Origin of the sequence: Corynebacterium mastitidis DSM 44356 (assembly GCF_000375365.1) — a bacterium.
Taxonomy (GTDB): domain Bacteria; phylum Actinomycetota; class Actinomycetes; order Mycobacteriales; family Mycobacteriaceae; genus Corynebacterium; species Corynebacterium mastitidis.
In genome coordinates this window covers 1-24,940 of record NZ_AQXB01000007.1, presented here as the reverse complement: position 1 = coordinate 24,940, position 24,940 = coordinate 1, and the positions used below count along the sequence as shown (strand labels likewise).

The window sequence follows — 24,940 nt, the reverse complement described above, 5'->3', positions numbered from 1 at the left end:
TCGATGTTGAGGCGCGTCCTCGGAACCGCGCGGCCGGAGCACTCGCCGCGATCAGCGGCTCCCCGCACGCCTCCCCGCGCGGCCGACGCCACGGCATCGGGCCGCCCTCAGTCCTCCCGGCGGTCCTGGCTGTGGATCGCGGTGAAGCAGACGACCGCGCACAGCGCGGCGAGGGCCGTTCCGGTGAAGCAGATGAGCGAGAGACCGCTGGTGAAGGCGGCGATGGCCTCCTCGACCAGGGAGGAGGGGAACATCTGCCCCAGCAGCTCGAAGCGGCCCGAGGCGATGGCCTCCCGGGCGGGGGCGGGGGCCCACGGGAGGGCATTCACCCGGGTGGAGAGGAGGGCGCCGAACACGGCGACTCCGGTGGCGGTACCCAGGGGGAACGCGGTGTTCGCCGCGCCCGTAGTGGCCCCCGCACGGGAGGCGGGAACCACGGCGAGGGCGAGGTTCATCATGTGAGGCATCGCCGCGCCCGAGCCGATGCCGATGACGAACAGGGGGCCGAGGGCGCGGGCCCAGGTGGCATCCGGCCCCAAGGCCAGTCCCAGCCACAGCAGCCCGATTGCCGTCACCGACATGGCTCCGCCGGTGACGAGGTTGACGTGGTTGCCGTGGCCGAGGGCGGAGGAAGGGGCGGCGATGACGACCATCGGCAGGGCGAGCGCCAGGAGGACGAACCCCACCTGTACCGGCGAGAGGTGCTGCCGCCCGGAGAGCCAGAAGATGAGGTATGGCAGCAGGCCGAAGGTCACCAGGCGGCCCGTGAAGGAAAGGAGCATCGCAGCGGAGAAGGTTGGGATCCGGAACAGGTGGAGGTCCAGCAGCGCATCGCGGCCATGGCGGAGCTGGAGGCGCGCAAAGCAGAGGAGCAGGATGGCGGCTGCGACGATTGCCGCGAGCACCGAGGGGGAGCCCCACCCGGAGGTCGGGCCTGTGACCAGGGCGTAGTTGAGGGTGAACACGCCGATGGCCACGAGGGCGGTGGAGAGCCAGTCGGGGGAGCCGCTGCGCCGCTGCGGCTCGGGGGCTCCCCGCCCCGCCGCCAGCATCGCGGCGATGGCCACCGCGCTCACGGGGAGGTTCACCACGAAGATCCAGCGCCATCCCCCGCCGCCCACGAGCACGCCGCCCACCAGCGGCCCCAATGCGGCGGCCGCAGCCCCGGCGGCCGTGAACGCGCCGACGGCGCGGGCCCGTCCCCTCTCGTCGCCCTCGTGGGTATCCGCGAGGATGGGCATGCAGGTGGCAAAGACGAGGGTTGCGCCGAGCGCCTGGATCACCCGGCCCGCGATGAGCCAGCCCGAGCTTGGCGCGAGGGCACAGAGCAGGGAGGCCAGGCCGAAGAGGGTGTGGCCGCCGATGAACAAGGGGCGGCGGGGCACGCGGTCGCAGAGGGCCCCACAGCCGAGCAGGAGGGAGGCGAAGATGAGGACGTAGCCGTTGACGATCCATTGCGAGTCCTGGAGCCCGGCGTCGAGATCGCGACCGATGTCCGGGAGGGCGATCGTGACGACGGTCATGTCGAGGGTCATGACCGCGGCGGACAGTGCGACCACGGCAGTGGTCAGGCCTGCTTTCATGAGAAGTCCTTCGGATAGGGGGACGAAGATGGGGGTGAAAATCGGGGGTGGGGAGGGTGATATTCCCCATGGACAAAAAGTTCAATAGACTGAATAGTACACTATCGTGGTGTGGCTGGATAGGCTAGGGTGGCCTAATGTGCCATGTGCTTAGCTAAGCGTTTTCTAACTCACCCGTCGAAAAGGTCGAGAGATTAACTAATAATGGTAATCATTATCAATAGTGATGTATAGTGAACGATCATGATCAATCGACCCCGGATATCACTGGATAACCACGATGTCGACCCTGCGCACACCGACGCCCTCTGCGGGGGATCGGACCCCGCCACGAGTGACGGGCAACGGCGTCCGCTCACCGCGACGCAACGCGCCTACCTGCGCGGACGCGAGCCCGGACAGCCCCTGGGCGGGGTAGACTGCATGGCCCTCTTCGAGTTCCACCGTGACGTCGGCGGGGGAGACCACCTCGACATAGAACGACTCCGCGCGGCCGTGGCAACGCTGCGCCGCCACCCCGTCATGCGCTCGGCGATCCTCGACGGCGAGCACCGGGAGATCACCCCCGCCGAGGAGGGAGGCGCGGGCCTCCCCCTGACGATCTCGGTGGACGATGCACGCCACGATCGCACTGCGGGCGCTGCGGGCTCAGGGGACGCAGAAGACACAGAAGGTGCGGGGTACATCGAGGAGATCTGTGCGGGGCGGCGAGCGGAGATCCTGGCGCGGCACGCCCATTACGGCGCTGGCGAGCTGGGATGGATAGACATCCTGCGCGGGGAGACCACGGAGATCGTTCACGTCGCGGTGTCCCTGGTCGCCGCGGACCTCGCCGGGGTCGGCGTCGTCCTCAACGACCTCGCGGCGGCCTACGCAGGCGGGGCCGAGGCCGGCGACGAGCAGCGCCCCGGCGTGCGCACCTTCGCCGACATCGCCCGCGACGAGCGCGCGGGGCGGCGCCGCGCCCCCGCCGCGGGCCCCAAACCCGACCGCGCCGCGGAATACGATCACCTCCCGCCCCCGCCGACCTTCGGGGGGCTCCTCGGGCGCGCGGAGACGATTGGGCACGGCGTGATTCGCCGCGAGACTACGTTCTCCGCGGACCGCTGGGAGGCCCTCGGGCGCGCCGCCGAGGTGTGCGGTTCCACCCGTCCCGGGCTCGTCTTGGCGGTGTACCGTCACGCCGTGGGTCTGTGGTCGGGCCGGGACGCCCTGAGCATCGTCGTCCCGGGCCTCGATCACCGCGCCACCCCCCGCGACGTGCTCGACCGCACCCAGACGTGGGTCGTGCGCCCGGACGCGGCGGCGGGCCGGACGCTCGGAGAGGCCGCGCGGGAGGCCACCGCGGAGCTTCGCCGGCGCATCGGCATCGGAAGGGACTCCATCGACGAGCTGGGCGAGGCCCTTCGCCGTGGCGAGGGCCACCCCGGCGTCCTCCCGGTGGTTCTGACCTGCGGCGGGGAGGCCGTATTGTGCGATCCCCGCGTGGAGGAGGTCTTTGGGTCGCTGACAGCCACCGGCTCGGTGACGCCGCAGGTGCTGTGCGATCTCCAGGTCCTTCGCATCGTGGAGGACGAGGTGCACGTGGCCCTGGACGTCCGTAGCGGCGCCTACCCCCGGCAGGTGGGCGAGGAATTGTTCGATGCGGTCGTGGAGGGACTCGCCGCCATCGCCGACGCCGCCGAGCAGAACCCCGACGATGGCGAGGCCGTCGCCGGCCTCATGATCGACGACGTGGTGCGCCTGCCCTCCCGGGTCCGGGACCGCAGGGCGGCGCTTCGCCGCGATGCGTCGGCCCCCGCCGGTCTGCTCCACGAGCCCTTCCTCCGGCGGGTCGAGCTGGACCCGGAGGCCGTCGCCGTGATCGACCCGGCGGAAGGCGGCGTGCTGACCTACGCGGAGCTTCACCGCGCGGCGATGACCCTGGCGCGCTCCCTCGCGGACGCCGTGGCGCCGGGGGACGTGGTGGGCATCCGGCTGCCCAAGGGGCGCGACCAGGTGACTGCGGTGATGGCCGCGATGTACCTCGGCGCCACCTACCTCCCCGTGAGCGTGGACGCGCCGCAGGAACGGCTCTCCACGATCCTGTCCGTGGCGCTGCCCGCTGCGGTCATCGAGCGGGTCGATCCCTCCGTCTACGAGGAGTCCTCCCCGCGCCCCGACGCCGAGGCCGCCCCGGAGGTGCTTCCCAGGGCGCTCGCCCCCGAGGACCCGGCCTACGTGATCTTCACCTCGGGATCCACCGGCACCCCCAAGGGCGTCGTGGTCTCCCACGCGGCGGCCTCCACCACGATCGACGCGGTCGTGGAGCGCCACGCCATCGGTCCCGCCGACCGGGTGCTGACGGTCTCCTCCCTGGACTTCGACCTCAGCGTCTTTGACATTTTCGGACTCCTCGGAGCCGGCGGAGCCCTCGTGTGCATCGGAGAGGGCGATCGTCGGGACGCCTTCGCTTGGGCGGAGCTCATTCGGCGGCACGGCGTCACCGTCTGGAATAGCGCCCCCGCGCTGGCGGACATGCTCGCCGTGGCCGCGGGCGCGGAGCACCTGCCGCTTCGGCTGGCCCTCGTCTCGGGGGACTGGGTGCCGCTCGACCTCCCCGGCCGCCTGCGGGCGATCGCCGAGGGGATCCGCGTGGTGGCCATGGGAGGCGCCACGGAGGCCGGCATCTGGTCCAACGAGTACATCCTCGACGGCCCCGCGGACCTGCCCGAGGGGTGGCCCTCGGTGCCCTACGGCCGCCCGCTCCCCGGACAGGAATATCGCGTCGTGGACGAGGACGGCCGCGACTGCCCGACGGGCGTGACCGGCGAGCTGTGGATCGGCGGGCGGAGCCTGGCTGAGGGGTACATCGGGAGGGATGACCTGACCGAGGAGAGGTTCGTCTGGCAGCGCCAGGGGAACGCCCCCGCGCAGCGCTGGTATCGCACCGGCGACCTCGGCTACTGGGCTGCGGAGGAGACGGCCGGGGAGGGGAATGACCTGCTGTTCTTCGTCGGGCGCCGCGACGATCAGGTGAAGATCCGAGGGCACCGCGTGGAACTCGGAGACGTGGAGCACCACCTGTGCCAGGTCGACGGGGTGGACAAGGCCATCGCCCTCCCCGAGCCGGGGCACCGCGCGCTGGCCGCGGTCGTCATTCCCGCCGCCGGGGCGCGGGTGACCCCGGAGGAGGTGCGAGGCCACCTCGAAAGGAGCCTCCCGGAGTTCATGGTGCCCAGGGAGATCGCGGTGGTCGAGTCCGTGGGGCTCACGGCCAACGGGAAGCTCGATCGCGCGTGGGCCGCGCGCCACGTGGCCTCGATCGCCGGGATCGGGGACGAGGACCCGGGCCTGGCGCCGCGACCCGACCGCGCCGCGACCCTGACCCTGATCTGCGAGGCGTGGGCGCGCGCCCTGGGTAACGACGCGCCGGGCGAGATGAGCGGCGAGATGAGCCTCGAGGCGAACTTCTTTGCGCTGGGCGGGGACAGCCTCGCCGCCACCGAGGCGTGCGCGGAACTGCGCGCCAGGGGAGTGGGCGTAACCGCCGCGGAGCTGTTCGCCCACCCCCGCTTGGAGGACTTCGCCGCAGTGTGCGCGGCCGCCCAGCCCCCTGCGCCGGACCCGCGCGCCGGGCGCGCGAGCGCCCCCGCCGGGGCCGTCGATCCCGCCGACGAGGGGGAGGCGTTTCCCCTGTCCCCGCTCCAACGCTCCTATGCACTGGGTGCCGACGGAATCCGGGGAACCGTCCGCTCCCTGACCGTCTACGCGGCGATCCTGCGCCGCCGCGGGGAAGGGCCCGGGGCTGCCCCCGCGGAGGGATTCACCCGAGCCGAGGTCACGGCGGTGGCGCGGGACCTGGCCAGCCGGTGCCCGTCCCTGCGGGTGGTCCGGGCGGGGGACGACGCCCAGCGCGCGATCCCCTCCGACGAGGCGGTGACGGTCACCGTCATGGGGGAACACGGGGGAGTATTGCGCGAGGCGCTGGAGGACTGGGAACCCCGGACGCCCCTGGAACTCATCATTCCCCGCGAGGACTCCCCGGAGCTCGGCGTGGCCATCGACTACTTTGCGCTCGACGGCCGAAGCCTCGCGGAGATCGTGGGGGCGCTCTCCGACGCCCTGGCGGGAAGCCACCGCGAGCTTTCCGGGTCAATCGCGGAGTTCGCGGCCTTCTGCCGCGCGGCCGCGCCGCCGAGCGGCGTTCTGTTGGACTCCGCCCCGCGTCCGCCGCGGCTCCCCGTCATACGCATCCCCGAGCGCGCCGTGGGCTTCCACAGCCTCCGCGCCACGGTTCCCGCCTCCGACCTCGCGCGCCGCGCGCGTCGGCTGGGAGTGACCCCCTCCGCCTACCTCCTCGCGGAGTACGGCGCGGTCCTCGCGGGCGAGTCCGGACTTGAGGACGTCGGGGTCGTGGTGCCGCTCATTCATCGGCCCGCCGAGGCCGGCGCCGGGCGGCCGCCCCTCCTCGGTTGCTTCTCCCAGCTGGCGGTGTGCCGCTGCCGCAGGTCCCCGGACCACCGTGGGGTGCAGGATCAACTCGTTGAGGGGATGGCGGGCCTTACCCCCGCGCCCGTCTCCGAGGGGAGGAGGGGGGCATACCCGGCGGTATTTACCTCGGTGCTGGGCTACGACTCCGCTGCGCTCTCCGGGGCGGGGGGCGGTTCGGGCGCGGTCGTCGAACCCGTGTGGTCGCTCACCAGAACCCCCGGCGTCCTCATCGATTGCCAGGTTTGCGCCCTCGGGGCCGATCGCGGGCTCGTGGAGCTGCGGTGGGATATTCCCCGGGGAGTCCTCGACGAGCCCCGGCTCTCCTCGATGTTCGAGCGATTCGCGCAGGCGGTGGGGGCGACGGTCGCTGAGGCCTCGCCGCCGCGGGGCGCGGCCCCCGGCATTGGCATGGCGTCGGGGCTGCTCGAGGCCGTCACGAGGGAGCTTGACGCGCGGGGCGCGGACGTCGTGCCGTGGGCTCGCCCGATCGTCGCCGCCTGGCGACGCTTCGTGAGCGAGGGCCCCGAGGGCACGGGGTTGCGCGACGCGCCGGTGTCCTGGTCCGAGCGGGATGCCCGGTACCTGGCCGACGTCGTGTGCGGAAAGGCCCGCCGGTACTCGCTCCTGGAACACCCCGTGCTCTCCCCGCGCGAGCTGGTCTCCGTGGAGCCCGCCGTGATCCGGGCGATGGACGTGGTGCGCCAGCGGATCGCCCTGTCTCCCGGGGCCTCCGTGGTCGAGATCGGGTTCGGCGCGGACCCGTCGTTGTCCCCGGGGCGTGGCAGCTGGACGGTCGTGGAACCGGATGATCGGATCGCGGACCTGGCGACCGTCGAGGGCCGGACGTGCGTGGGCGGCGTTGAGGAGCTCGAGGGCCCCGCCGACCTGGTCCTCGCCTGCGGTACCCTCCACAGGGATCCGCGGCTGCCCGCGGCGCTCGCCTCCGTTCCCCTGGGTGCGGAGGCGGAGGTGCACCTCGTGGAGGCTCGGCGGATGACGGCCGCCTCCCTCCTTTCTGCGGCGGTGCTCAACCCCGCGATGCTCCGGGGCGACCTCGCCGTGAGCGATGCCGAGCAGCTTCTTGGGCTGCTCCGCGACCGGGGCCTTGCCTTGCGGTACCTCGAGGCGGAGGACGACCACACCCTCGTGCTGCGCGCCGCGCCGGGCGAGGGAACCACGGTGCCCGCCGTCGCGGCGCCGGTTCCGGACCAGGCGGGGGAGGGCGATGCGCCCCGATCGCCCGCGGCCTCGTTGGAGGAAATCTGGCGCCGGCATCTTCCCGACCTCGACGCTGTGCCCTCGCCCCTGCCCGGGGACACGGACTTCTTCCACCGGGGCGGCGACTCGCTCATCGCCACCCGGGTGGTGGCCGACCTCCACGCCGCCGGGCACGAGGGGGTCCGCGCGGTAGACCTCTTTAACGAGCCCACTTTCGGGGGCTTTCTCGAGCGCTGGTCCCGGACCGACAGCGCGCGGCGCACGGCGAAACCCGAGGCGGAGCCGACGCGGGAGGCCCCGCGGGTGCCGCTCGACCGATGGCCGCTGACGAGGGTTCAGCGCGCGTATCTCGCGGGGGAGAACCCGGACCAGTTGCTCGGGGGCGTGCCGGCCCGGTGCTGGTTCCTCTTCGACTCGCCGCGCCTGGACGTCGATCGCCTCCGTGCGGCGGTGAGGGCCGTGGCGGAGCGGCATCCGGCGCTCCGCGCCCTCCTCGATCGCCCGGGCGAGGCCTTCGTGATCCAGCCGCCGCGGGACGCGCCGCCCATCCTCTCCGAGGTACCGGACGCCGAGCTCGCGGTGCGGGGTTATGCGCCGGATCACCGGGAAACCGGCCCGCTGGCGCTCTTTGCGGACGGCCGACGGCTCGGGATCTCCATGAGCAACCTCCTCCTCGACGGCGCGTCCATGATGCTGGTGATGGAGGATCTCTCGCGGGCATACGAGGACCCCGGCGCCGTGAGGAAGATGGGGGAAGGGGCGGCGACGCTCGCGGAGTACCTGGCGCGGCGCCCGTGGCTCGTGGAGGAGTCCGCCCCCGTGCCCACCGCCGCCGGGATGCTCGCCCCGGGGGACCTCGCCAGCAAGGTGGGTCGGGTGCTCGCCGCGGCGCCCCCCGCGCCCCTGGTTCCGCCCGCCGCGGACGTGCTTTCCCTCAATAATCCGAGGATGGAGCGCGTCTCCGCGGACCTCCCCGCCGACCGGTGGAAGGCAGCGTGCGCGCGGTGGGCGGAACTGAGGGTTACCCCCGCGGCGGGCGTGCTCGCGGCCTTCGCCCGCGTGCTGGCAGATGAGACACACTCGGACTCGCTGACCATCAACGTCACCCGCTTCGACCGCGACCTCACGGCACCGGGCATCCCCGAGGTTGCGGGGGACTTCACGGCACTTAGCCTCGTGTCCTTGAGGGGACTGCGGTCCGGGGCCCTCGCCGGGACGGCCGCCGAGGCGCAGGCGGAGCTCGCCCGCGCGGGCGAGCCGGAGCGCGACACCCTCCGCGTCGCGGCCCGCGCGGTGCGCGCCACGGGTAACCCGGCCGCCGGGCTCTTCCCGGTGGTGTTCACCTGCGGCCTCGGGTTGAGCGGGGGGCCGAACCGGAACCGGGCCTTCGCGGAACAGAGCTTTGGGACCCGGGTTGCCGCGGGATCCACCACCCCGCAGGTGGTGCTCGATCTCCAAGTCGCGGACGACCGGGATGGGCTGCACCTGACCGCCGATTACCTGACGCAGCTTCTCCCCGAGGCGAGGGTTCAGCGCATCGTAGACCGGACCGTCGAGGCGCTGATCGGCGGCACGGAATCGCCCAGGGGGCCGGGCGAAACGCCCGATCCGATCGCCGAGGCGTGGGCCTCGGCCCTGGGCATCCCGGCGTCCTCCCTCACCGAGGAGACCAACTTCTTCCGGGAGGGTGGGGACTCGCTGCGGGCCACGGAGGTCGTGCGCCGCCTGCGGGATCGCGGAATGCGGGTCTCCCTGCGAAGCCTGCTGGCGCGCCCCACCCTGGGGGATTTCCGCAGTGAGCTCACCCCCGAAGGCCCGGGCCATAAGGACGAGGGGGATGAGTGGTTCGACCTCACGGACGTCCAGGCTAGCTACCTTCTCGGGAGGTCCTCGGCCTATCGGGATGGCGGAATAGCCTGCCAGGGGTACGCCGAGTTCGCGGTGGATGTGTCCCTCCTGGCGAGCGCCAGGGGGGAGTACCCCGAGCGCTACCCGGCGCGGAAGCTTGTCGCGGCGGTGACCGAGGCGTGGAGCAGGGTCGTCTCCCTTCACCCGATGCTGCGCGCGGTGATCGACCGCGAGGGTAGGCAGCGCATCGACCGCCGGGCCGAGGTTCCCCTGCGCGTGATCGAGGTCCCGGGGGAGGCCGGGGCCGCCGAGGCTGTGCGGGCCGACGTTCGGAGGGAGCTGTGCGAAAAGAACTATCCGATCGGCCAGGCGCCGATGCTGGACGCCGTGCTCACCCTCGGCCACGGGGATCCGGTTTTCCACCTCTCGGTAGACCTCATCATCACCGACTACGTGGGCATTCGGACGGTGGTTGCCGACCTGGACCGGTGCCTGGCCGAGCCGGGCTCGCCCCCGCCGGCGCCCGAGGCGAGCTTCCGGGACTGGATCGAGGAGCGCGCCCGGCGCCGACGAACCCCCGAGGGGCGCGCCGCGATCGAGCGCGACCGCGCGTGGTGGAGGGACCGGCTGGGGGACCTACCCCCGGCGCTCGTCTTCTCCCCGGACGCCGCGGGCGCGGACCCCACCGGGGATGCGGGCACCACGCGCCGCTCCCTCGCCCTCGACGAAGCCGAGTGGAACCGATTCTGCGAGGCCGCGGCCGATGCGGGGGTGACGCCCTCCGCCCTGGTCCTGGGGATGTTCATGGCCGTCGCCCGGCGCTACGCGGACCTGGATCTGGCGGAGCAGGATCGCGCCCTGGTGACGGTGACCACGGTGGATCGCGCCGAAGGCCCCGGGGATCTGTCCAGGGTAGTCGGGGACTTCACTTCCACGGTCCTCGTCGATGCGCCGCTGGAGGCCGATCCCAGGAAGAACGCCCTCGGCGTTCAGGGCTGCCTGATGGATGCGCTGGAGCACCCGGAGTATCCCGGGGTCCGCGTCCTGCGGGATCTCCGCGCCGCCGGGGGAGAGTGCCGCGGGAGTGTGCCGGTGGTGTTCACCTCCACCGTGGGCGTGCGCGCCGAGGAGGAACCCCGGGTGCTGCGGTTGGTTCCCTACAGCGCGATCAGCAAAACCCCGCAGGTGCTGCTGGATGTGCAGCTCTCCCCCGTGGGGGAGGGGGTCACCTTGGATTGGGACTCCCGCGACGGCGGATTCCACCCCGACGTGCTGGACCAGGCGTTTGAGGACTTCCGGATCGCGGTGAAGGGGACGGCCGCCACGGGGGAGGCGGCGGCGCTTCCCCCGCGCACCCCCGCCCCCGCCGGGCGCGCGCTCACCCTGGCGGAGGCCTCCGGCGATCCCGCGGACGCGTTCCTCCACGGTCCCTTCCTCCGCCGGGTGCTGGAGGATCCGGACGCGCCCGCCGTCCTGCACGAGGGCCGGAGCGTCAGCCGCGGTGAGCTGTACGCGGAGGCGGTGCGGATCGCGCGGACCCTGCCGGAGGGCGAGGGGCCCGTGGTGGTGGCCGAGGAGCCCGGCGTGGCGCAGATCGCCTCCCAGCTCGCGGCCCTTCTGACGGGGCGCCCCTTCGTTCCCGTCGATCCCCACTGGCCCGAGGTCCGGCGGCGCAGCGTCGCGGACGTCCTGCGGCGCGCCGCCGGGGAATTCGCCGGGGCATCGGCGCACGTGCGCGGGGAGCCGGTGGAGCTCCCGACGGCCGATGCCGCACCTGAGCAGGCCCCCGCGTGGGAGGAGGCTCGGGGCGCTCTCCGGGAGGCCCTGGCCGGCGGCCTGGCGCGGCCGGTGGTGGGGGCGCGCTCGGGCGCGGGGGCAGTGACGCCGGGCGATCTGGCCTACGTCATCTTTACCTCCGGTTCGACGGGCACGCCGAAGGGCGTCGCGGTGACGCACTCCCAGGTGCGAGCGACCCTGGACGACATGCACGGGCGCCTGGACCTCGGCCCCCGCGACCGCGTCCTGGCGGTCTCTCGCCCATCGTTTGACCTGGCCATCTTCAACGTTTTCGGCCTGCTCGGGGCGGGCGGGGCCGTGGTCATTCCGGCGTGTGGAACCACGCCCGACCCGGAGACGTGGGAGCGCGACATCCGGGAGTACGACGTGACTGTGTGGAACTCCGTGCCCGCCCAACTGACGATCCTCCTCGACCGCTGCGCGGATGCCGCCGCGCCCTCAGCGCGGCCCCTGCCCTTGCGGCGCGTGCTTGTCTCCGGGGATCGCGTGCCCGCCGATCAGCCTGCCCGCCTCTGGGAGGCGGCTCCGGGGGCCGAGTTTCTCGCTCTCGGGGGCGCCACCGAGGGGTCGATCTGGTCGATCGCCCACAGGTGCGACCCCACCGACGCGGGTGGCCCCATTCCGTATGGCAGGGCGCTCTCCGGCCAGGCCGTGTGGGTGCTCAACCGGGACGGCGAGGCCGCCGCGCCGGGCCAGCGGGGCGAGATAGCGATTGCCGGCGCGGGGGTTGCCGTCGGATACCTCGGCTCCGACGAGGCCGGACGGCGCGCCTTTGGCGTGGAGGAGGCGACGGGGGAGCGCCGATACCTGACCGGGGATGCTGGAGTGTGCCGCCGCGACGGGGTCATCTTCTTCGGTGGACGCCTCGGGGACGGGCAGGTCAAGATCCGGGGGCATCGGATCGAGATCGGTGACGTGGAGAACGCCGTGCGGTCGGTGGAGGGGATAGCCGATGCGCTGGTCGCGGCGGGCCCCCCGAGCAACGCTGGAGCGCAGGAGCTCGTCGCCGTGGTCGTCCCGGAGCGGCGTCCCATCGGGGAGGTGGACCCCCTCGCGGAGCGGCTGCGCCTGCTCCACGAGCGCATCCGGGTCGATGGCGCGGCCGCGGAGGCCTTCCGCCGCATCCGCGACCTCGCGGTGGACGCCGCCCGGGACGCCATGGCCGCGCAGGTGGCCCGGGCCCGCGATGCCGTGGTGTCTCAGCGCCACCCCAGGGACGATCGCGGCGTGACCGCCGTGGAGCTGGCCGCTGCCCTGGGAGCCGAGGGGCGTGCGGGGCTCATCGCGCGGTGGCTGGACGAGCTGCGCCCCGCCGGGCGGATCACGGTGGACGACGGGGCGGTGACGTCGGTCGTGGCACCGGATAGTCCCGCCGCGCGCGAGGACCGCTGGGCGGAGATCCGCCGCCTCGACCGCGAGATCGGCTATGGCAGCGTGCAGCTGGAATACCTGCGCCGGTGCCTCGATTCCCTGCCGGGCCTGCTCGATGGCTCGGTCGATCCCCTGAGCCTTCTCTTTCCGGAGGGGGATACCGACGTGGCCCGGGCGGCGTACGGGGGCAACATGCTTTCCTCGTACCTCAACGCGGTGTGCGCGGAGGTGGTGGCGCATCGGGTGGGCGCGGCGACGGACGAGCGGCCGTGCCGCATCGTGGAGATCGGCGGCGGCGTTGGGGGCACGACGGCCGATATTCTCGCCGCGCTCGACGGGGTGCCGTCCTCCCGCTGGGATTACCTGTTCACCGACGTCTCCCGGTACTTCACGGACCTAGCCGCGCGGGAATGGCCCGCGCTGCGCACCGGACTGCTGGACATCAACCGCCCCGCGGCGGGGCAGGGCGTTCCGGATGGCTCGGCCGACGTGGTCGTCTGCGCCAATGTGCTGCACAATGCCAGGGATATTCGCGCCGCGGTGGAGGCGGTGTTCCGGATGCTGGCCCCGGGCGGGGTGGCAACCATCATCGACTCCACGGCCACGAACGCGCCGCTTATGGCGTCCATGGAGTTCAAGGAGGGGTTGACTGGGGCCACCGACGCCCGGGCGCGTACGGGTTCGCCCTTTTTCGCGCTGGCCGAATGGCGCGAGGCGCTCGACGCCTCCCCCCTGGAGACCGTGGCGGTCATGCCCCCCGCGGGCGACGTCCTGGAGCGGGGGGCGCAGCACGTGTTCGTTCTCCGGCGGCCGGACGGCGGGGAAGCGTCGCCGCGAGCGGCGGCCGCCCCGACTCCGGAGGCGGTCCGGGAGGCCGTGGCGCGCCTCGTGCCGGAGTACATGGTTCCCCGCCGGGTGATGGTCGTCGATGCGCTGCCGATGACGCCGAACGGAAAGCACGACCGATCGGCGGTGGTGGGCCTCGCGGGAGTCGGGGAGCGCGCCGCGCGGGAGGCGACCCCGGGGGCGCCCGCCGCCCCGGCTCCTCGGCGGGGAGGCCGGGACGCGGTGGAGCGGGCCTGGCGGGAGGTGCTCGACCTTCCCTCCACGGAGGCCCTCCCCGGCGACGCGGACTTCCACGAGCTCGGCGGCGATAGCCTCCTGCTGGCGCGCTGCATCGGGCAGATGCGCCGGGACCTCGGCGGAGACCTGCCCAGCTGGGATGAAACGCTCCGTGCTATTGTTGCGGACCCCACGCCCGACGGATGTCGCCGCGCGCTCGGCGTGGCGACGCCCGGCGATGCCCCCGCGCCGGACGCACCGCCCGCGCCGCCGGGGCGAGCATCAGCCGCGGCACCCGACCCTGCCCCGCCGCGAATCACCTCCCTCGTCGCCGGATCCGGGCCCGTGACGGTGCTCATCCACGACGGCTCGGGAACCCTCGGCCCCTACGGGCACCTCGTCGAGGAGCTGCGGAGCAGGGGCGCCGGAGCCGTCCTCGGGATAGAACGCTCGCCGGGCGATGCGTACCTGGAGACCGACGCCGGGATCCTCTTCCACGAGCTCACCGAGCGGTATAGCGACGCCCTCCTGGACGCCCTGGGGAGCACCGAGGAGCCCGTCTCCGTCGTGGGGTACTGCATGGGCGGCCTGCTCGCGGTGGGCATCGCGGATCGGCTGGCGGCCTGCGGATTCGAGGCCGAGGCGACGGTGGTGAGCTCCTACCGGATGCCCTTCATAGTCACGGATCCGAGGCTGCTCGACTTCAGCTTCGCGCGTCTCCTGCGGGCCCGACCGCAGGACATGGGCCTGGGCGTAGACGAGGAACTCCTCGGCTCCGCGATCTGCTCCGCCCGGGAGGCGGGTGTAGCGGACATCACCGCAGAGGCGCTCGACCGGCACGCGGATCCCCGGCTGCGGGCTCAGCTCCGGGAGGCGCCCTCGGGGAGCGCGGACCGGTTGGCGGCATTCCTCGCGGTTCACCCGGAGTGGGACCGAGAATCCCTCGCATCCCTGCGCGAGGTCTACGTGCACAGCCTCGCGGCCGTCGTGGCGTACTCGGAGCCGCCCGTGGCCGTTCCGGTTCGGTTCCTGCGCCAGCGCGGGGCCCTCTCCTTCCTCCCGGGCCTGAGAGAGGACATGACCTCCTTCTGGAGGGAGCACTGCCTGGGCGAGCTCGAGGTCGTGGACGTGGACGGCGACCACTTCTCCTGCCTGGATCCCCGCCACGTCGCGGCCATCGCCGACCTGATGTACCGACCGAAGGAGATATCGTGAACGAAATGACGGCGCGGGGTGTGCCCCGCCCGGTCGTGGCCGTGGTGACCGGCGCGACCGGAGCCGTGGGGGCCGCCGCAGTGCGGGAGCTCACCCGAGGGCTCGGGCCGGGCGACGCCCTGGTGCTCGTGGGCCGCTCGGGGGACCGGCTCGAGGCGCTGCGGGGCGAGGCGAACGCCGAGAACCCCACGCTCGTCGTGTGGTGCGAGGAGCTCTCCCTGCCCGCGGGCGGCGGCCCCGGTGAGATCGGCGAGGCCGCGTCGGCAGTGCTGAATCGAATCGCGGAGCACCCCGCGGTGTCGGGCGCGGTGGCGGGCGGCTCGGCCGTTCTCCTCAACGCCATCGGCCCCTCGGCGTCCGTGAGCGTTCCCCTCGCCGCGGCCGCCCTGCGCGCGGGCTTTCACGTGGTGGACCCCGGCGGTTCGGACCGGGTGATCGGCGAGGCGGACGGCCCGGCGCGCGAGGGTGACCGCGCGGCGCTCTTCGGGGCGGGGGTTCAGCCCGGACTGACCGGAATGATGATGGCCCGGGCGGTCCTCCTGGCCGGGGACCCGGCGGAGTCTCGCGTCACGATGCTGGTCGGAGGGAAGCAGCGCCTCACCCGCTCCACCCTCGACGAGTACCTGGGCTCCCTCTCCGCTGACGGCGGGTGGCCGGGCGCCATCTGGCGGGACGGCCGGGTGCTTCGCGGCCACGGGTACTCCGAGGTGGCCATACCCGGCTACGCGCCGCCGGAGGGGACGACGGTGAGCGTGCACCTGGACGAGGAGTACGCGCATCGCGCAGGCGCCCTCGGGGTGGGCGAGCTCCGGGCGGCCAACCTCATGGACGCCCCGCAGACGGTCTCAGCGATGCGCCGGTGGGTGGCCGGGGAAATGACGGCCGCTGCGGTGGCTGAGGTATCCGCGCAGGAGGTGGCGCAGACCACGAGCGATGCGGCGGGGAAGAGGCCGTGGTTTGGCATCGACGTCCACGTCAGCGGGGCGACGGGGCTGGAGGTCCGCGCCCGCTTCCGGTGCGAGGACAGCTATGCGGCTAGCGGAATGGCGGCGGCCCAGGCCGCAAGGACGGTGGTGGGTCGGGGAACCGGCGGCGCGATCGCGCCGGGGGCGCACTGGGCCTCCGCCACGGCGGCGGCCGATCCCTGGGCGTCGTGGCCGGAGGTGACGATCTCCTGCGAGCGGAGGGAAGGGCAGCCCGGCGGCATAGCCGTCATCGGCGCGGGCTTCGGGGCGCACTACGCCCGGGCCCTCGCGGGCGCGCCCCGGTCGGGGCTTTCGTGCATCGGCGGGCGCGGCGGCCCCTCCGGGCGAGCGCTGGCCGAGGAGCTGGGCGTGACCTATGTGAGCCTCGGTGACGCCTCGATCCCCTCGTGGGAGCGGATGCCGGGCGCGCTTGCGGGCGCGGTGGTGGCTGTGCGGAGCGAGATCGTGGGGGGCGAGGGGGATCGGATCGCGGAGGGCTTTCTCCGCGCCGGCATCCCGGTGCTTCAGGAGCTTCCCCTCGCGCCCGATGCGGTCTCGCGGCAGCTGACGCTGGCGAGGCGGCACGGCACCCGATTCCTCGCCTGCGGGCTCTACGAGTACACGGCCCCCGTCCGGTGGTTTATTCGCGCGGTGGAGCACCTGCGGCGCCGGACGCGCGTGACGCACGTCCTCCTCCGGACTAGCCATCAGATCATGGATCGCGCCGGCCTCATCCTCGCGGAGGCGCTGGGCGCGGTCCCCGTGGGGTCGCACTCTTCCGCTGGCACCGCGGCGCCGGAATGGGCGCTCGTGTCCGGGCGGTGGGGGCGCATTCCCGTGGACGTGATGGTGGCGCGGCGACTCGACCCGAGGGACCCGGATAACCACTCGCAACCCTTCATGTCGGCCGTGGTGGAGACCGCGGACGGGGAATTGACGTGGGAGGGGCCTGCGGCCGCGCCGCGGTGGCACCCGCGCCCGCATTCCCGCGGCGGGCGGATCGCCGATCCCGAGGGGGCCACCGAGGTGACGTGGCTGCCACCGGGCGGGGATGCAGACGCATCCACGTGGGGCGGCGTCGTGGGGCGCGTGTGGCCGGAGGCGATTCGCGCCGCCGTCGCCGACTTGACGGAGGGCGGGGCGTCGCCGGAGGAGGCCCGCCGCCGCGATCGCCGCACCCTCCTGGTGCTGCGGTGGTGGTACGACGTCTCCGCTCGGCTCCCCGCCCCGGCGCGGATTACCTCGCGGGAGCCGGTGCCCATCGAGCCCCCGGAGGTGGAGCCATGAGCGGCGTGCTCGTGCCCGTCCCCGGAGGGTGGCGCGGTCCCGAGGCCCCGGCCGTGGTCGTCTTTCCCCATGCGGGCGGAAGCCCCCGGCAATACGCCGCGTGGAGCAGGGCCATGGCCGGAATCCCGGGGGCGCCGAGCGTCCTCGGGGCGATCTACCCAGGGCGGGACCGGAGGATGTCGGATCCACATCCCCTTACCCTCCAGGATCTCGCGAGGGAGATCGCGGACGCCTTCGTCCGCCTCCCGGAGCCCCCCGCCGTGCTCGCCGGCCATTCTCTGGGCGCCACGGTGGCGGCCGAGGCGGCGCTGGAATTGCGGCGGCGGGGTGCGGTGCGGCGGCCACCCGTGCTGGTGGTCAGCGGCCAGGCCTCGCCCGACCTCGCGGGCGGAGGCGGCCTACATCGGGCCTCCGATGAGGAATTGCTTGCCGACGTGAGCCGGATCGGCGATTCCACGGCCCGGGCGCTCGCGGACCCGGACGTGGCCGCCCTGCACCTCCCCGCGATCCGGGAGGACTACCGACTCATTGAAACCTATAGATCAACTCGACGTCAGGAGAGCGTCATGACATCACACATCGTTGTAGTAAGGGGAAGCGAGGACACCGAGCTTCCCCTCGAGGCCGCGGCCGGGTGGCACCGCTGGGGAACGCGGGTCACGGGGCCGGTCCGCGTGCCCGGGGACCACCTTCACCACCTCACCCGCCCCGAGCTCGCCCTCCTGTGCGGCGGCCTCGCGAGGAAGGGAGCGGAGCTATGAGCGCCCCCGAGGTCGCCTCGACCGCTCCGGTTCCCGCCCGGGGGAGCAACAAGGAGGGTGGCAAGGAGTCGGCCCTGACGATCACCCTGCGCACGATACACCCGGTTCTTTCCGCCGTTGCCGTGGCGCTGGTTCTCCAGATCGTGGGCTCCGTCCTCGCCGGTATCCAGTTCCTAGCCCTCGCGGAACTTGCTCACCGGCTCCTCACCCGGGGCGGCGACGCCGCCGCGTTACAGGGCCCCACTCTGCTATTCCTCACGGCCCTGGGATTCTCCGTGCTCGGCGGCGCCCTGGCGCTGCTGGTCACGCATATCGCGGACGTGGAGCTTCAGGCCCGGCTGCGCCTGAAGCTCGCCCGCAAGCTATCCCGGCTGCCGCTGGGATGGTTCGATGCCCGCTCGTCCGGTCGGGTGCGGCAGCTCGCGCAGAATGACGTGGATTCGCTGCACCAGCTTGTGGCGCACACGATCGTGGAGTTCACCGCCGGGGTGCTCACTCCGCTGGTGAGCCTGATCGTTTGCTGCGTGCTGGACTGGCGACTCGGGCTCGTCGCGCTAATTCCCGCGGTGCTCTACGTCCTGACCTATAGCCTCCTCGCCCCGCGCTCGAACGCGGAGGTCATGGACCGGATTCACGAGGGCCTGGCCGGCGTATCCGAGGCCATCGTGGAGTACGTCAACGGCATCGCCGTCCTCAAGATTTTTGGTCGGGCCGGGCAGGGCTCGCGCCGCTTTGCCGAGCGCTCCACCCGCTTTCTCACCGAGTTCGGTGAGATGGTCCGCCCGCAGATGCGCGCCCACGCCGGCGCGGTGATCTTCCTTTCCGCCGCCACCGCCGGAGCCGTGGAGGTGGCCTTCGGGCTGTGGTTCGTTCGTGCGGGCTGGAGCCGCCCCGCGGACCTCGTGGTGGTCACCGTGATCGTCATGCTCCTGCCGGCCGCGGTGCAGACCGTCGCGGTGAGTCAGCGCTCCCTGACCCAGGCCGTGGATGCCGCGCGGCGCATCAGCGAGGTTCTCGACGAACCCGAGCTGCCGCGCCCCGAGCGGCCGATCCGCCCGAGCGGCACCGCCGTCTCGCTGCGCGACCTCACGTTCGGCTATGACCCGGATCATCCGGTGGTCCGCAACGTGACCGCTGATCTCCCCGCCGGCGGGGTTACGGCGCTGGTTGGCCCCTCCGGGTCGGGCAAGTCCACGCTGGCCTCGCTCATCGCCCGGCATCGGGACCCGCACGGCGGGTCGGTCGCCATCGGCGGCGTCGATGTGCGGGACATCGATCCGGAGGTACTGCGGGGCCTGGTGGGCACCGTGTTCCAGGACCCGCAGCTCATGGTCCTTAGCGTCGCGGAGAACATTCGGCTCGGCTCGCCGGGCGCGAGCGATGCGGAGGTGGAGGCGGCGGCCCGGGCCGCGAACATTCACCACCGCATCGCCTGCCTACCCCGGGGGTATGACTCCGTGATCGGGGAGGATGCGCGCCTGTCCGGGGGTGAGGCCCAGCGCGTGGGCATCGCCCGCACGCTGCTGGCGGACGCGCCGATCTTACTGATGGACGAGGCGACCTCCGCGACGGATCCGGAGGCCGAGGCTGCGATCCAGGAGGGGCTTAACAGGCTCACCGCGGGGCGCACCGTGGTGGTCATCGCGCACCGGCTCACGACGGTCGTCGACGCTGACGCGATCCTCGTCATGGACGGCGGCCGGGTGGTCGAGCGCGGAACGCACCGCGAACTCCTGGCGGCGGGCGGGTGCTACGCCCGGCTGTGGGAGGACATGGAACAGAACGAAGAGGAGGTCACCAAATGATTCGCGCTCTCATTGCCCTCTCCGGTGGGGCCGGGCGGCGCCAGCTGCTGACGGCCGTCGCCCTCGGCGTCCTGTCCGGGGTAACCCAGGGCATCGTCGTTTTATGCGTCATTCCCGTTCTCGCGGATATCGCGCGGGCCGATTGGCAGGGGGCGATGCACGCCGCGCTGTTCATGGCCGTTTTCCTCGTGCTGCACGCCGCGGTAACCATCGTGGCAACCTTCGCCGGGTTCACGGCGTCGCTCGGCGTGATCCGGTCCATGCATCGCGGGCTGGGGGAGAGGTTGGTCCGGTTGCCGCTGAGTTGGTTTGGGCCGCAGACCCAGGGCCGCGCGTCCCATGTGGTGGTCCGGGGCACGCTGTTCGTGGCCACTGCCGCGATGGATGTGCTTGTACCGCTGCTCGTCGGAGTCGCCATGCCGGCGACGGTGGCCGTGGGCACGCTGCTGGTGGATTGGCGGATGGGGGTGGCCCTTGTTGCCGCCGCGCCCGTGGTGTGGCTGACCTCGCGGCTGGCGGCCCGGTGGGAGTCGGCGGGCGAGGATCGCGTGCGCGGGGTGCGCGCCGAGACGGACCTGCGGCTTCTGGAGCTCTCGCGTAACCAGGAGGTCCTGCGCTCCGCCGGGATGGCCGGCGATTATCCCCCGTTGCGTCGCGCAGTGGAGGCGCAGCGCGCTGCGGGGCGGCGCGCCTTGTGGCTCTCCCTCGGGGGGATGGTCATCCAGGGCTTTGTGATCCAGACTGTCCTCGGCATTGCCGTGGCGCTCTCCGTGTGGTCGGCCCTGGACGGCGCCGACCCCGTGACTGCGGTGGCGCTTATCGGCCTGGTCACTCTCGCTGCCGGCCCGCTTCGGGTTGTCTCCTCGATGCAGACCGCGCTGCATCAATCGGAGGCTGAGATCAACGACGTCCGGGAGGTGCTGGAGACCGCGCCGCTGCCAGAGCCCACCGACCCCGTGCCGTATCCCCGCCATTCGGAGGTGGTGATGGACGACGTCACCTTCTCCTATGGCAAGGAGGAAGTCCTGAAGGGCTTGAGCGCCCGCTTTGCGGCGCGCAGCTGCACGGCGGTGATCGGGCCCTCGGGCTCCGGAAAAACGACGATCGTGAGGCTCCTTGCCCGGCTCTGGGATGTTACGGGAGGGTCAGTGCGCATCGGCGGCGTGGACCTGAGGGATATGGCCTCCGAGGACCTGCACGCGCACATCTCCATGATCTTCCAGGACGTGTACCTCTTCGACGACACGCTCCGGGCCAACGTCATGCTGGGCAGGGAGGACGCCACGGAGGCCGAGCTGCTCGAGGCCGCGGAGAGGGCGAGGGTAACGGAGATCGTCGAGCGGCTGCCCGAGGGCTGGGATACCCGGGTGGGTGAGGGCGGTCGACTGCTCTCTGGAGGCGAGCGCCAGCGAGTTTCCGTGGCGCGCGCGCTGCTCCGCCGGGCACCGCTGGTGCTGTGCGACGAACCGAGTAGCGCCCTCGACTCCTCGACCCGGCGCGCGGTGACCTCCGCCCTGGAGGACCTCGCTAGGGACGCGACCGTGGTGGTCGTGGCGCATCAGTTGGAGACGATCCGCAGAGCGGACCGCATTTTGCTGGTGGAGCACGGTAGGATCGCGGCCGAGGGAACTCACGAGGAGCTCTCGGCCTCGGACGAGCGCTACCGGCGGTTTTGGTCGCTCCGGGAGGAGGCGGGCCGCTGGAATCTTGCGGCGGATCGTTGAGAATCGCGCAGTTCAGGGGGCGGGGCGTACGCCGCTCCGCCCTCGGCCCCGATCACCGAGCGATGCCCGGCAGGCGCATCCCGCCAACGGGAATCACACATCACGCCTATCGCCACGCGTAGGCATCAGCACATCACAGAAAGGTCATCACGATGGCGAATAATATTCATACACAGTCCGATCACACCGCGCAGCGCCGCCCCTCCACGGGCAGCGAGCTGGTATCCCTCGGGGTGTTCACGGTGATCATCGCCGTGGTCAGCACGGTATGCAACATGATCGGCGTCCTCGGGCCGCAGATCCAGCCCGTGGGGGCGGTCATCGCCGCCATTCTTAACGGGATCCCCTTCATTCTGTTCCTTCGGCGCGTCCATCACTTCGGCCTGGTGACCGTGATGGCCACGCTGCTGGGCCTGATCTCCGCGATGCTCGGCCACGGCCTCGTCGGTGTTCCCATCGCCGTGCTCGTCGGGCTGCTGGCGGACGCGATCCTGCGCGGCGGCGGATATGCGGATCCCCGCCGCAGCGTCCTGGGATACGGCGTGTTTGGGCTCTACCCGCTGGGGAACCTGCTGCCCTTGCTGTTCATGCGGGATGCGATGGTGGAACGCTATGCGGGAACGCCCAATGAGGAATGGATCCGGGCCTTCAGCGAGTTCTTTTCCGCCCCGATGATCCTCGCGCTGGGGGTCCTCCTCTTCCTCGGGGGACTGGCGGGCGGATGGCTCGGCCAGTGGATGGCGCGCACCTACTTCTCCCGGGCCGGCCTGTGAACCGGACACTCGCCGGTGCGCTCGATCCACGGGTGGCCATCCTGTGCCTATTCATCGCGGACACGGCGTTGCTGACGGTAGGCACGGAGGTCATGGAGGTCGCGGGGGTGGGCGTCGCCGCGCTGTGCCTCGTAGCCGCACGTCGGCCTCTCGCTGCTGGTTTCTTGGTGGCAGCGGAGGCGCTCCTGCTGGTCCTCGTGCACCTGGTGCTTCCCGACGCTGCGGGCACGGCCGAAAAGATCCTCGCTACTGTGCTTTTCGCCGGGGGACTCACCCTCCGCTTCGTTATCGCTGGGGTCATCGCGTGGGTGCTCGTTGGCGGCATCACCACTGGCGCGCTGCAGGCCGCGCTGGGCTGGGCGCGGGTGCCGCGGGTGTTGGCGGTCCCGGCCATCGTCGCCGTGCGGTTCCTCCCGGTCGTGGTCGATGATGCCCGGGCCTTGCGCGAAACCCTGGTGCTCCGGGGAGTCGTCCGCTCCGGGACGGCGTTGTTTTTCCATCCGGTGACGGCGGTGCGCCACGCGGTCCTTCCGCTCGTGGCGTCTTCCCTGCGCACCGGCGATGAGATCGCCGCCTCGGCGCTTCTGCGGGGGCTCGGCGGTCACCGGCGGCCCACCTCGGTCGTTCGACTGCGCTTCGGCGCAGTGGACATCATCGCGGTGCTTCTCACTGCGGCCGTGGTCGCCCTAGCCCTCAAGGAGAGCGTCGGATGATCCGCACCCATGATCTCACCGTCAGCGTCGGGGGCGATGAGCCGTCCGTCCTGCTGGACCGAGTGGAGCTGCACGTTCCGGAGGGGCAGTGCGCCCTGGTCACGGGCGGATCCGGGGCGGGGAAGAGCTCGCTCATCGGCGTGCTCAACGGCCTCATCCCCCACGTGCGCCCGGCTCGGATCGAGGGCTCGGTGTCGGTGAACGGCATCACCCCCGCCGATGTGGAGCTGGCGGATGCGGGGAGGGTGGGCGCCACCGTGTTCCAGAACCCCCGGACACAGTTCTTTGCCACGGATGTTCTCTCCGAGGTGGCCTTCGGAGCCGCGAATCACGGCGTTCCCCGCGAGGAGATCCTGGAGCGGGTAGCCGCCGCGGCGCGGCGGCTGGGCCTGGAGCACCTCCTCGACCGGCAGATGACCGAGCTCTCCGGCGGGGAACGCCAGCGGGTGGCGCTCGCCTCCGCCCTCGTCGCGCGCCCCGCGGTGTATCTTCTGGACGAGCCGACGGCGAACCTCGACGAGGCCTCCACCGCCGCAGTGGCCGAGGCCGTGGGTGCGCTCCGCCGGGAGGGGGCGACGATCCTCGTGGCGGAGCACCGGGTGCACCACCTCAGGCGGGTGGTCGATCGGGTGGTGGAGCTCCGGGCGGGGCGGATCGCCGAGGACCGACCGGCGGAGGCCTTCTGGGCGATGGGCGAGGACGCTCGCCGCGAGGCCCGGCTCCGCAGCCTCGAGGCACCGGCGGAGCCCTCCCTTCCCTCCGCGTTGGAGGAACACGGCGCGCCGGGCGAGGGGCTGGAACTGCGTGATCTCGCGGCCTCGCGGGGTGGGCGTCGATTGTGGACGGTGCCCTATGCCCAGATGCCCCGCGGCGCGGTGACCTGCATCACCGGGACGAATGGTGCGGGGAAGTCCACCTTGGCGCGCGTTCTCCTCGGCCTTCACCGGGCGCGCGGCTCCGTGGCCCTGGATGGCGTGGAACTCTCTCGGTCCGCGCGACGCCGACGGTGCGCGGCGGTGATGCAGGACGTGAACCGTCAGCTCGTGGGGTTCAGCGTGGCAGAGGAGCTCGCGGTGGGCAGGGGGAGGCCGGAACCCGCCGAGGTGAAGCGGATCCTGGGGGAACTGGGCCTCGCGGGGCTCGAAGACCGCCATCCGCTGAGCCTGTCAGGGGGTCAGCGCCAGCGATTAGCGGTGGCCACGGCCTCGGTGGGGGGCGAGGGAGGGCGCGGTGCCGATGTTCTCGTTTTTGATGAGCCGACCTCCGGATTGGACCTGCGGTCGATGGAATCGATGGCGGCGGTGATCCGTCGATGCGCCGATCGCGGGGCGATCCTCGTGGTCATCACGCACGATCGGGAGCTGATCGAGCTGGTGGGGGACCTGGAGCTTCGCCTTCCGCTGACGTCGTAATGGAGGTGGGCGTGGGGGCTCGCGGTGCCGGGGTCAGAGGGCCCGGCACCGCTCGGCCCGCTGCGCTGAGCCGGGTGATCGGAGGGGAAGGGAATTACTTATCGGGGGCGTGGTTCTTGGGGCTTAGACTTTGTGGGGGAAATGAACCGTCGCTCATTGCAGTGTCAATACAAGAGGTGCGTCGATTGAAGAGAGGGGCCAGTTTTGAGCTGACGGCAAGAGGAGTGGGAGTGCCGAGTGGTTGATATTGCGGCGGATATTCGTGCTGGGCGAGCGGGTACGGTGCCCTTGGCTGAGGTGAATGTAGAGCTGGGCGATCCGGGTCTACCGGATGTGGACGATCTGTGCTGAGGGGGAGGGGGAACTTGCCTGGAGAAGCGGTGTGGAGAAGCTGCCCCAGAACGGGCAGGTGCGCATCTACCCCAGCGAGGACGCCGAGAACGCCGCGTGGATCAGCCGCACGGACTACGGCGTGACCCGAAGGTAGCTCAGGCCCGCGCGCCAGGGATGGCAAGGCCGCGCGACGCCGCGGGGCGGGCGGGTTTATTCCTCGGCGTTGCCGGCCTTCCACTGCTCCCAGGGAATGTTCCAGTCCCCCAACCCATCAAGCCCGTTGAGCTCCCCGCCGATGGTGTTGCGCACCTTAACGATATCCCCGCGCTTGACGGTGTTCTGGAACCACTGCGCGGCCTCGTCGGTGACGTTGATACACCCGTGCGAGGTATTCGTATTGCCCTGCGCCCACACCGACCACGGCGCGGCGTGCACGTAGATCCCCGAATAGGACATCTGCGTGGCAAAGTCCACGGTGGTCTTATACCCACCGTCCTCCTTGGACAGGCCAAACGTCTCGGAGTCCATCACCAACGAATCATGCAGATCCCCGATGATGTACGTGCCGTTCGGTGTGGGCCATCGATCCGAACCCAACGA

Annotated in this window: 10 protein-coding genes; 8 read left to right on the top strand and 2 right to left on the bottom strand. The window is 71.9% G+C overall.

All coding sequences use genetic code 11. The annotated features are described in order from the left end of the window. Positions 1–107: 107 nt before the first annotated feature. Complete coding sequence (locus B140_RS12355) at positions 108–1,583, bottom strand: MFS transporter (RefSeq protein ID WP_083912284.1); 1,476 nt, start codon at positions 1,581–1,583, stop codon at positions 108–110. A gap of 243 nt (positions 1,584–1,826) precedes the next feature. On the opposite strand from B140_RS12355, the gene B140_RS0108760 reads away from it, so the two are divergent. The 8 genes from B140_RS0108760 to B140_RS12345 all read left to right on the top strand — a co-directional run bounded on the left by B140_RS0108760 (position 1,827) and on the right by B140_RS12345 (position 24,007). After that, entirely contained in the window at positions 1,827–14,567 is a 12,741-nt protein-coding gene (locus B140_RS0108760) for a non-ribosomal peptide synthetase (RefSeq protein ID WP_156801719.1), read from the top strand. A gap of 5 nt (positions 14,568–14,572) precedes the next feature. Then, positions 14,573–16,819: a Gfo/Idh/MocA family oxidoreductase gene (locus tag B140_RS0108755; protein WP_342341593.1), complete on the top strand. Its 2,247-nt coding sequence runs from the start codon at positions 14,573–14,575 to the stop codon at positions 16,817–16,819. Next, positions 16,816–17,580 (top strand): thioesterase II family protein, encoded by a 765-nt coding sequence (locus B140_RS12350; RefSeq protein ID WP_018118984.1) that lies wholly within the window; start codon positions 16,816–16,818, stop codon positions 17,578–17,580. Before B140_RS0108755 ends, B140_RS12350 begins: the two co-directional genes overlap by 4 nt. Further along, positions 17,577–19,385 (top strand): ABC transporter ATP-binding protein, encoded by a 1,809-nt coding sequence (locus B140_RS0108740; protein WP_018118983.1) that lies wholly within the window; start codon positions 17,577–17,579, stop codon positions 19,383–19,385. Before B140_RS12350 ends, B140_RS0108740 begins: the two co-directional genes overlap by 4 nt. Beyond that, complete coding sequence (locus B140_RS0108735; RefSeq protein ID WP_018118982.1) at positions 19,382–21,109, top strand: ABC transporter ATP-binding protein; 1,728 nt, start codon at positions 19,382–19,384, stop codon at positions 21,107–21,109. Before B140_RS0108740 ends, B140_RS0108735 begins: the two co-directional genes overlap by 4 nt. A gap of 152 nt (positions 21,110–21,261) precedes the next feature. Further along, a complete protein-coding gene (locus B140_RS0108730; RefSeq protein WP_018118981.1) occupies positions 21,262–21,882 on the top strand; it encodes an MptD family putative ECF transporter S component in 621 nt (206 codons plus the stop codon). A 32-nt stretch (positions 21,883–21,914) separates the two neighbouring features. After that, the gene (locus B140_RS0108725) at positions 21,915–22,595 is read left to right on the top strand and encodes an energy-coupling factor transporter transmembrane component T (RefSeq protein ID WP_244874411.1); all 681 of its coding nucleotides are present in this window, start codon (positions 21,915–21,917) and stop codon (positions 22,593–22,595) included. Then, positions 22,592–24,007 (top strand): ABC transporter ATP-binding protein, encoded by a 1,416-nt coding sequence (locus tag B140_RS12345; RefSeq protein ID WP_018118979.1) that lies wholly within the window; start codon positions 22,592–22,594, stop codon positions 24,005–24,007. The genes B140_RS0108725 and B140_RS12345 overlap by 4 nt, the downstream gene beginning before the upstream one ends. A gap of 543 nt (positions 24,008–24,550) precedes the next feature. Here B140_RS12345 and B140_RS0108710 read toward each other — a convergent pair. Next, on the bottom strand, positions 24,551–24,940 hold a 390-nt coding region (locus B140_RS0108710; RefSeq protein ID WP_156801717.1), incomplete at its 5' end, for a L,D-transpeptidase.

What these genes read in the sequence shown, in the direction of transcription:
- B140_RS12355 (WP_083912284.1), bottom strand. Translation starts at nt 1,583, where the DNA reads ATGAAAGCAGGCCTGACCACTGCCGTGGTCGCACTGTCCGCCGCGGTC.
- B140_RS0108760 (WP_156801719.1), top strand. Translation starts at nt 1,827, where the DNA reads ATGATCAATCGACCCCGGATATCACTGGATAACCACGATGTCGACCCT.
- B140_RS0108755 (WP_342341593.1), top strand. Translation starts at nt 14,573, where the DNA reads ATGACGGCGCGGGGTGTGCCCCGCCCGGTCGTGGCCGTGGTGACCGGC.
- B140_RS12350 (WP_018118984.1), top strand. Translation starts at nt 16,816, where the DNA reads ATGAGCGGCGTGCTCGTGCCCGTCCCCGGAGGGTGGCGCGGTCCCGAG.
- B140_RS0108740 (WP_018118983.1), top strand. Translation starts at nt 17,577, where the DNA reads ATGAGCGCCCCCGAGGTCGCCTCGACCGCTCCGGTTCCCGCCCGGGGG.
- B140_RS0108735 (WP_018118982.1), top strand. Translation starts at nt 19,382, where the DNA reads ATGATTCGCGCTCTCATTGCCCTCTCCGGTGGGGCCGGGCGGCGCCAG.
- B140_RS0108730 (WP_018118981.1), top strand. Translation starts at nt 21,262, where the DNA reads ATGGCGAATAATATTCATACACAGTCCGATCACACCGCGCAGCGCCGC.
- B140_RS12345 (WP_018118979.1), top strand. Translation starts at nt 22,592, where the DNA reads ATGATCCGCACCCATGATCTCACCGTCAGCGTCGGGGGCGATGAGCCG.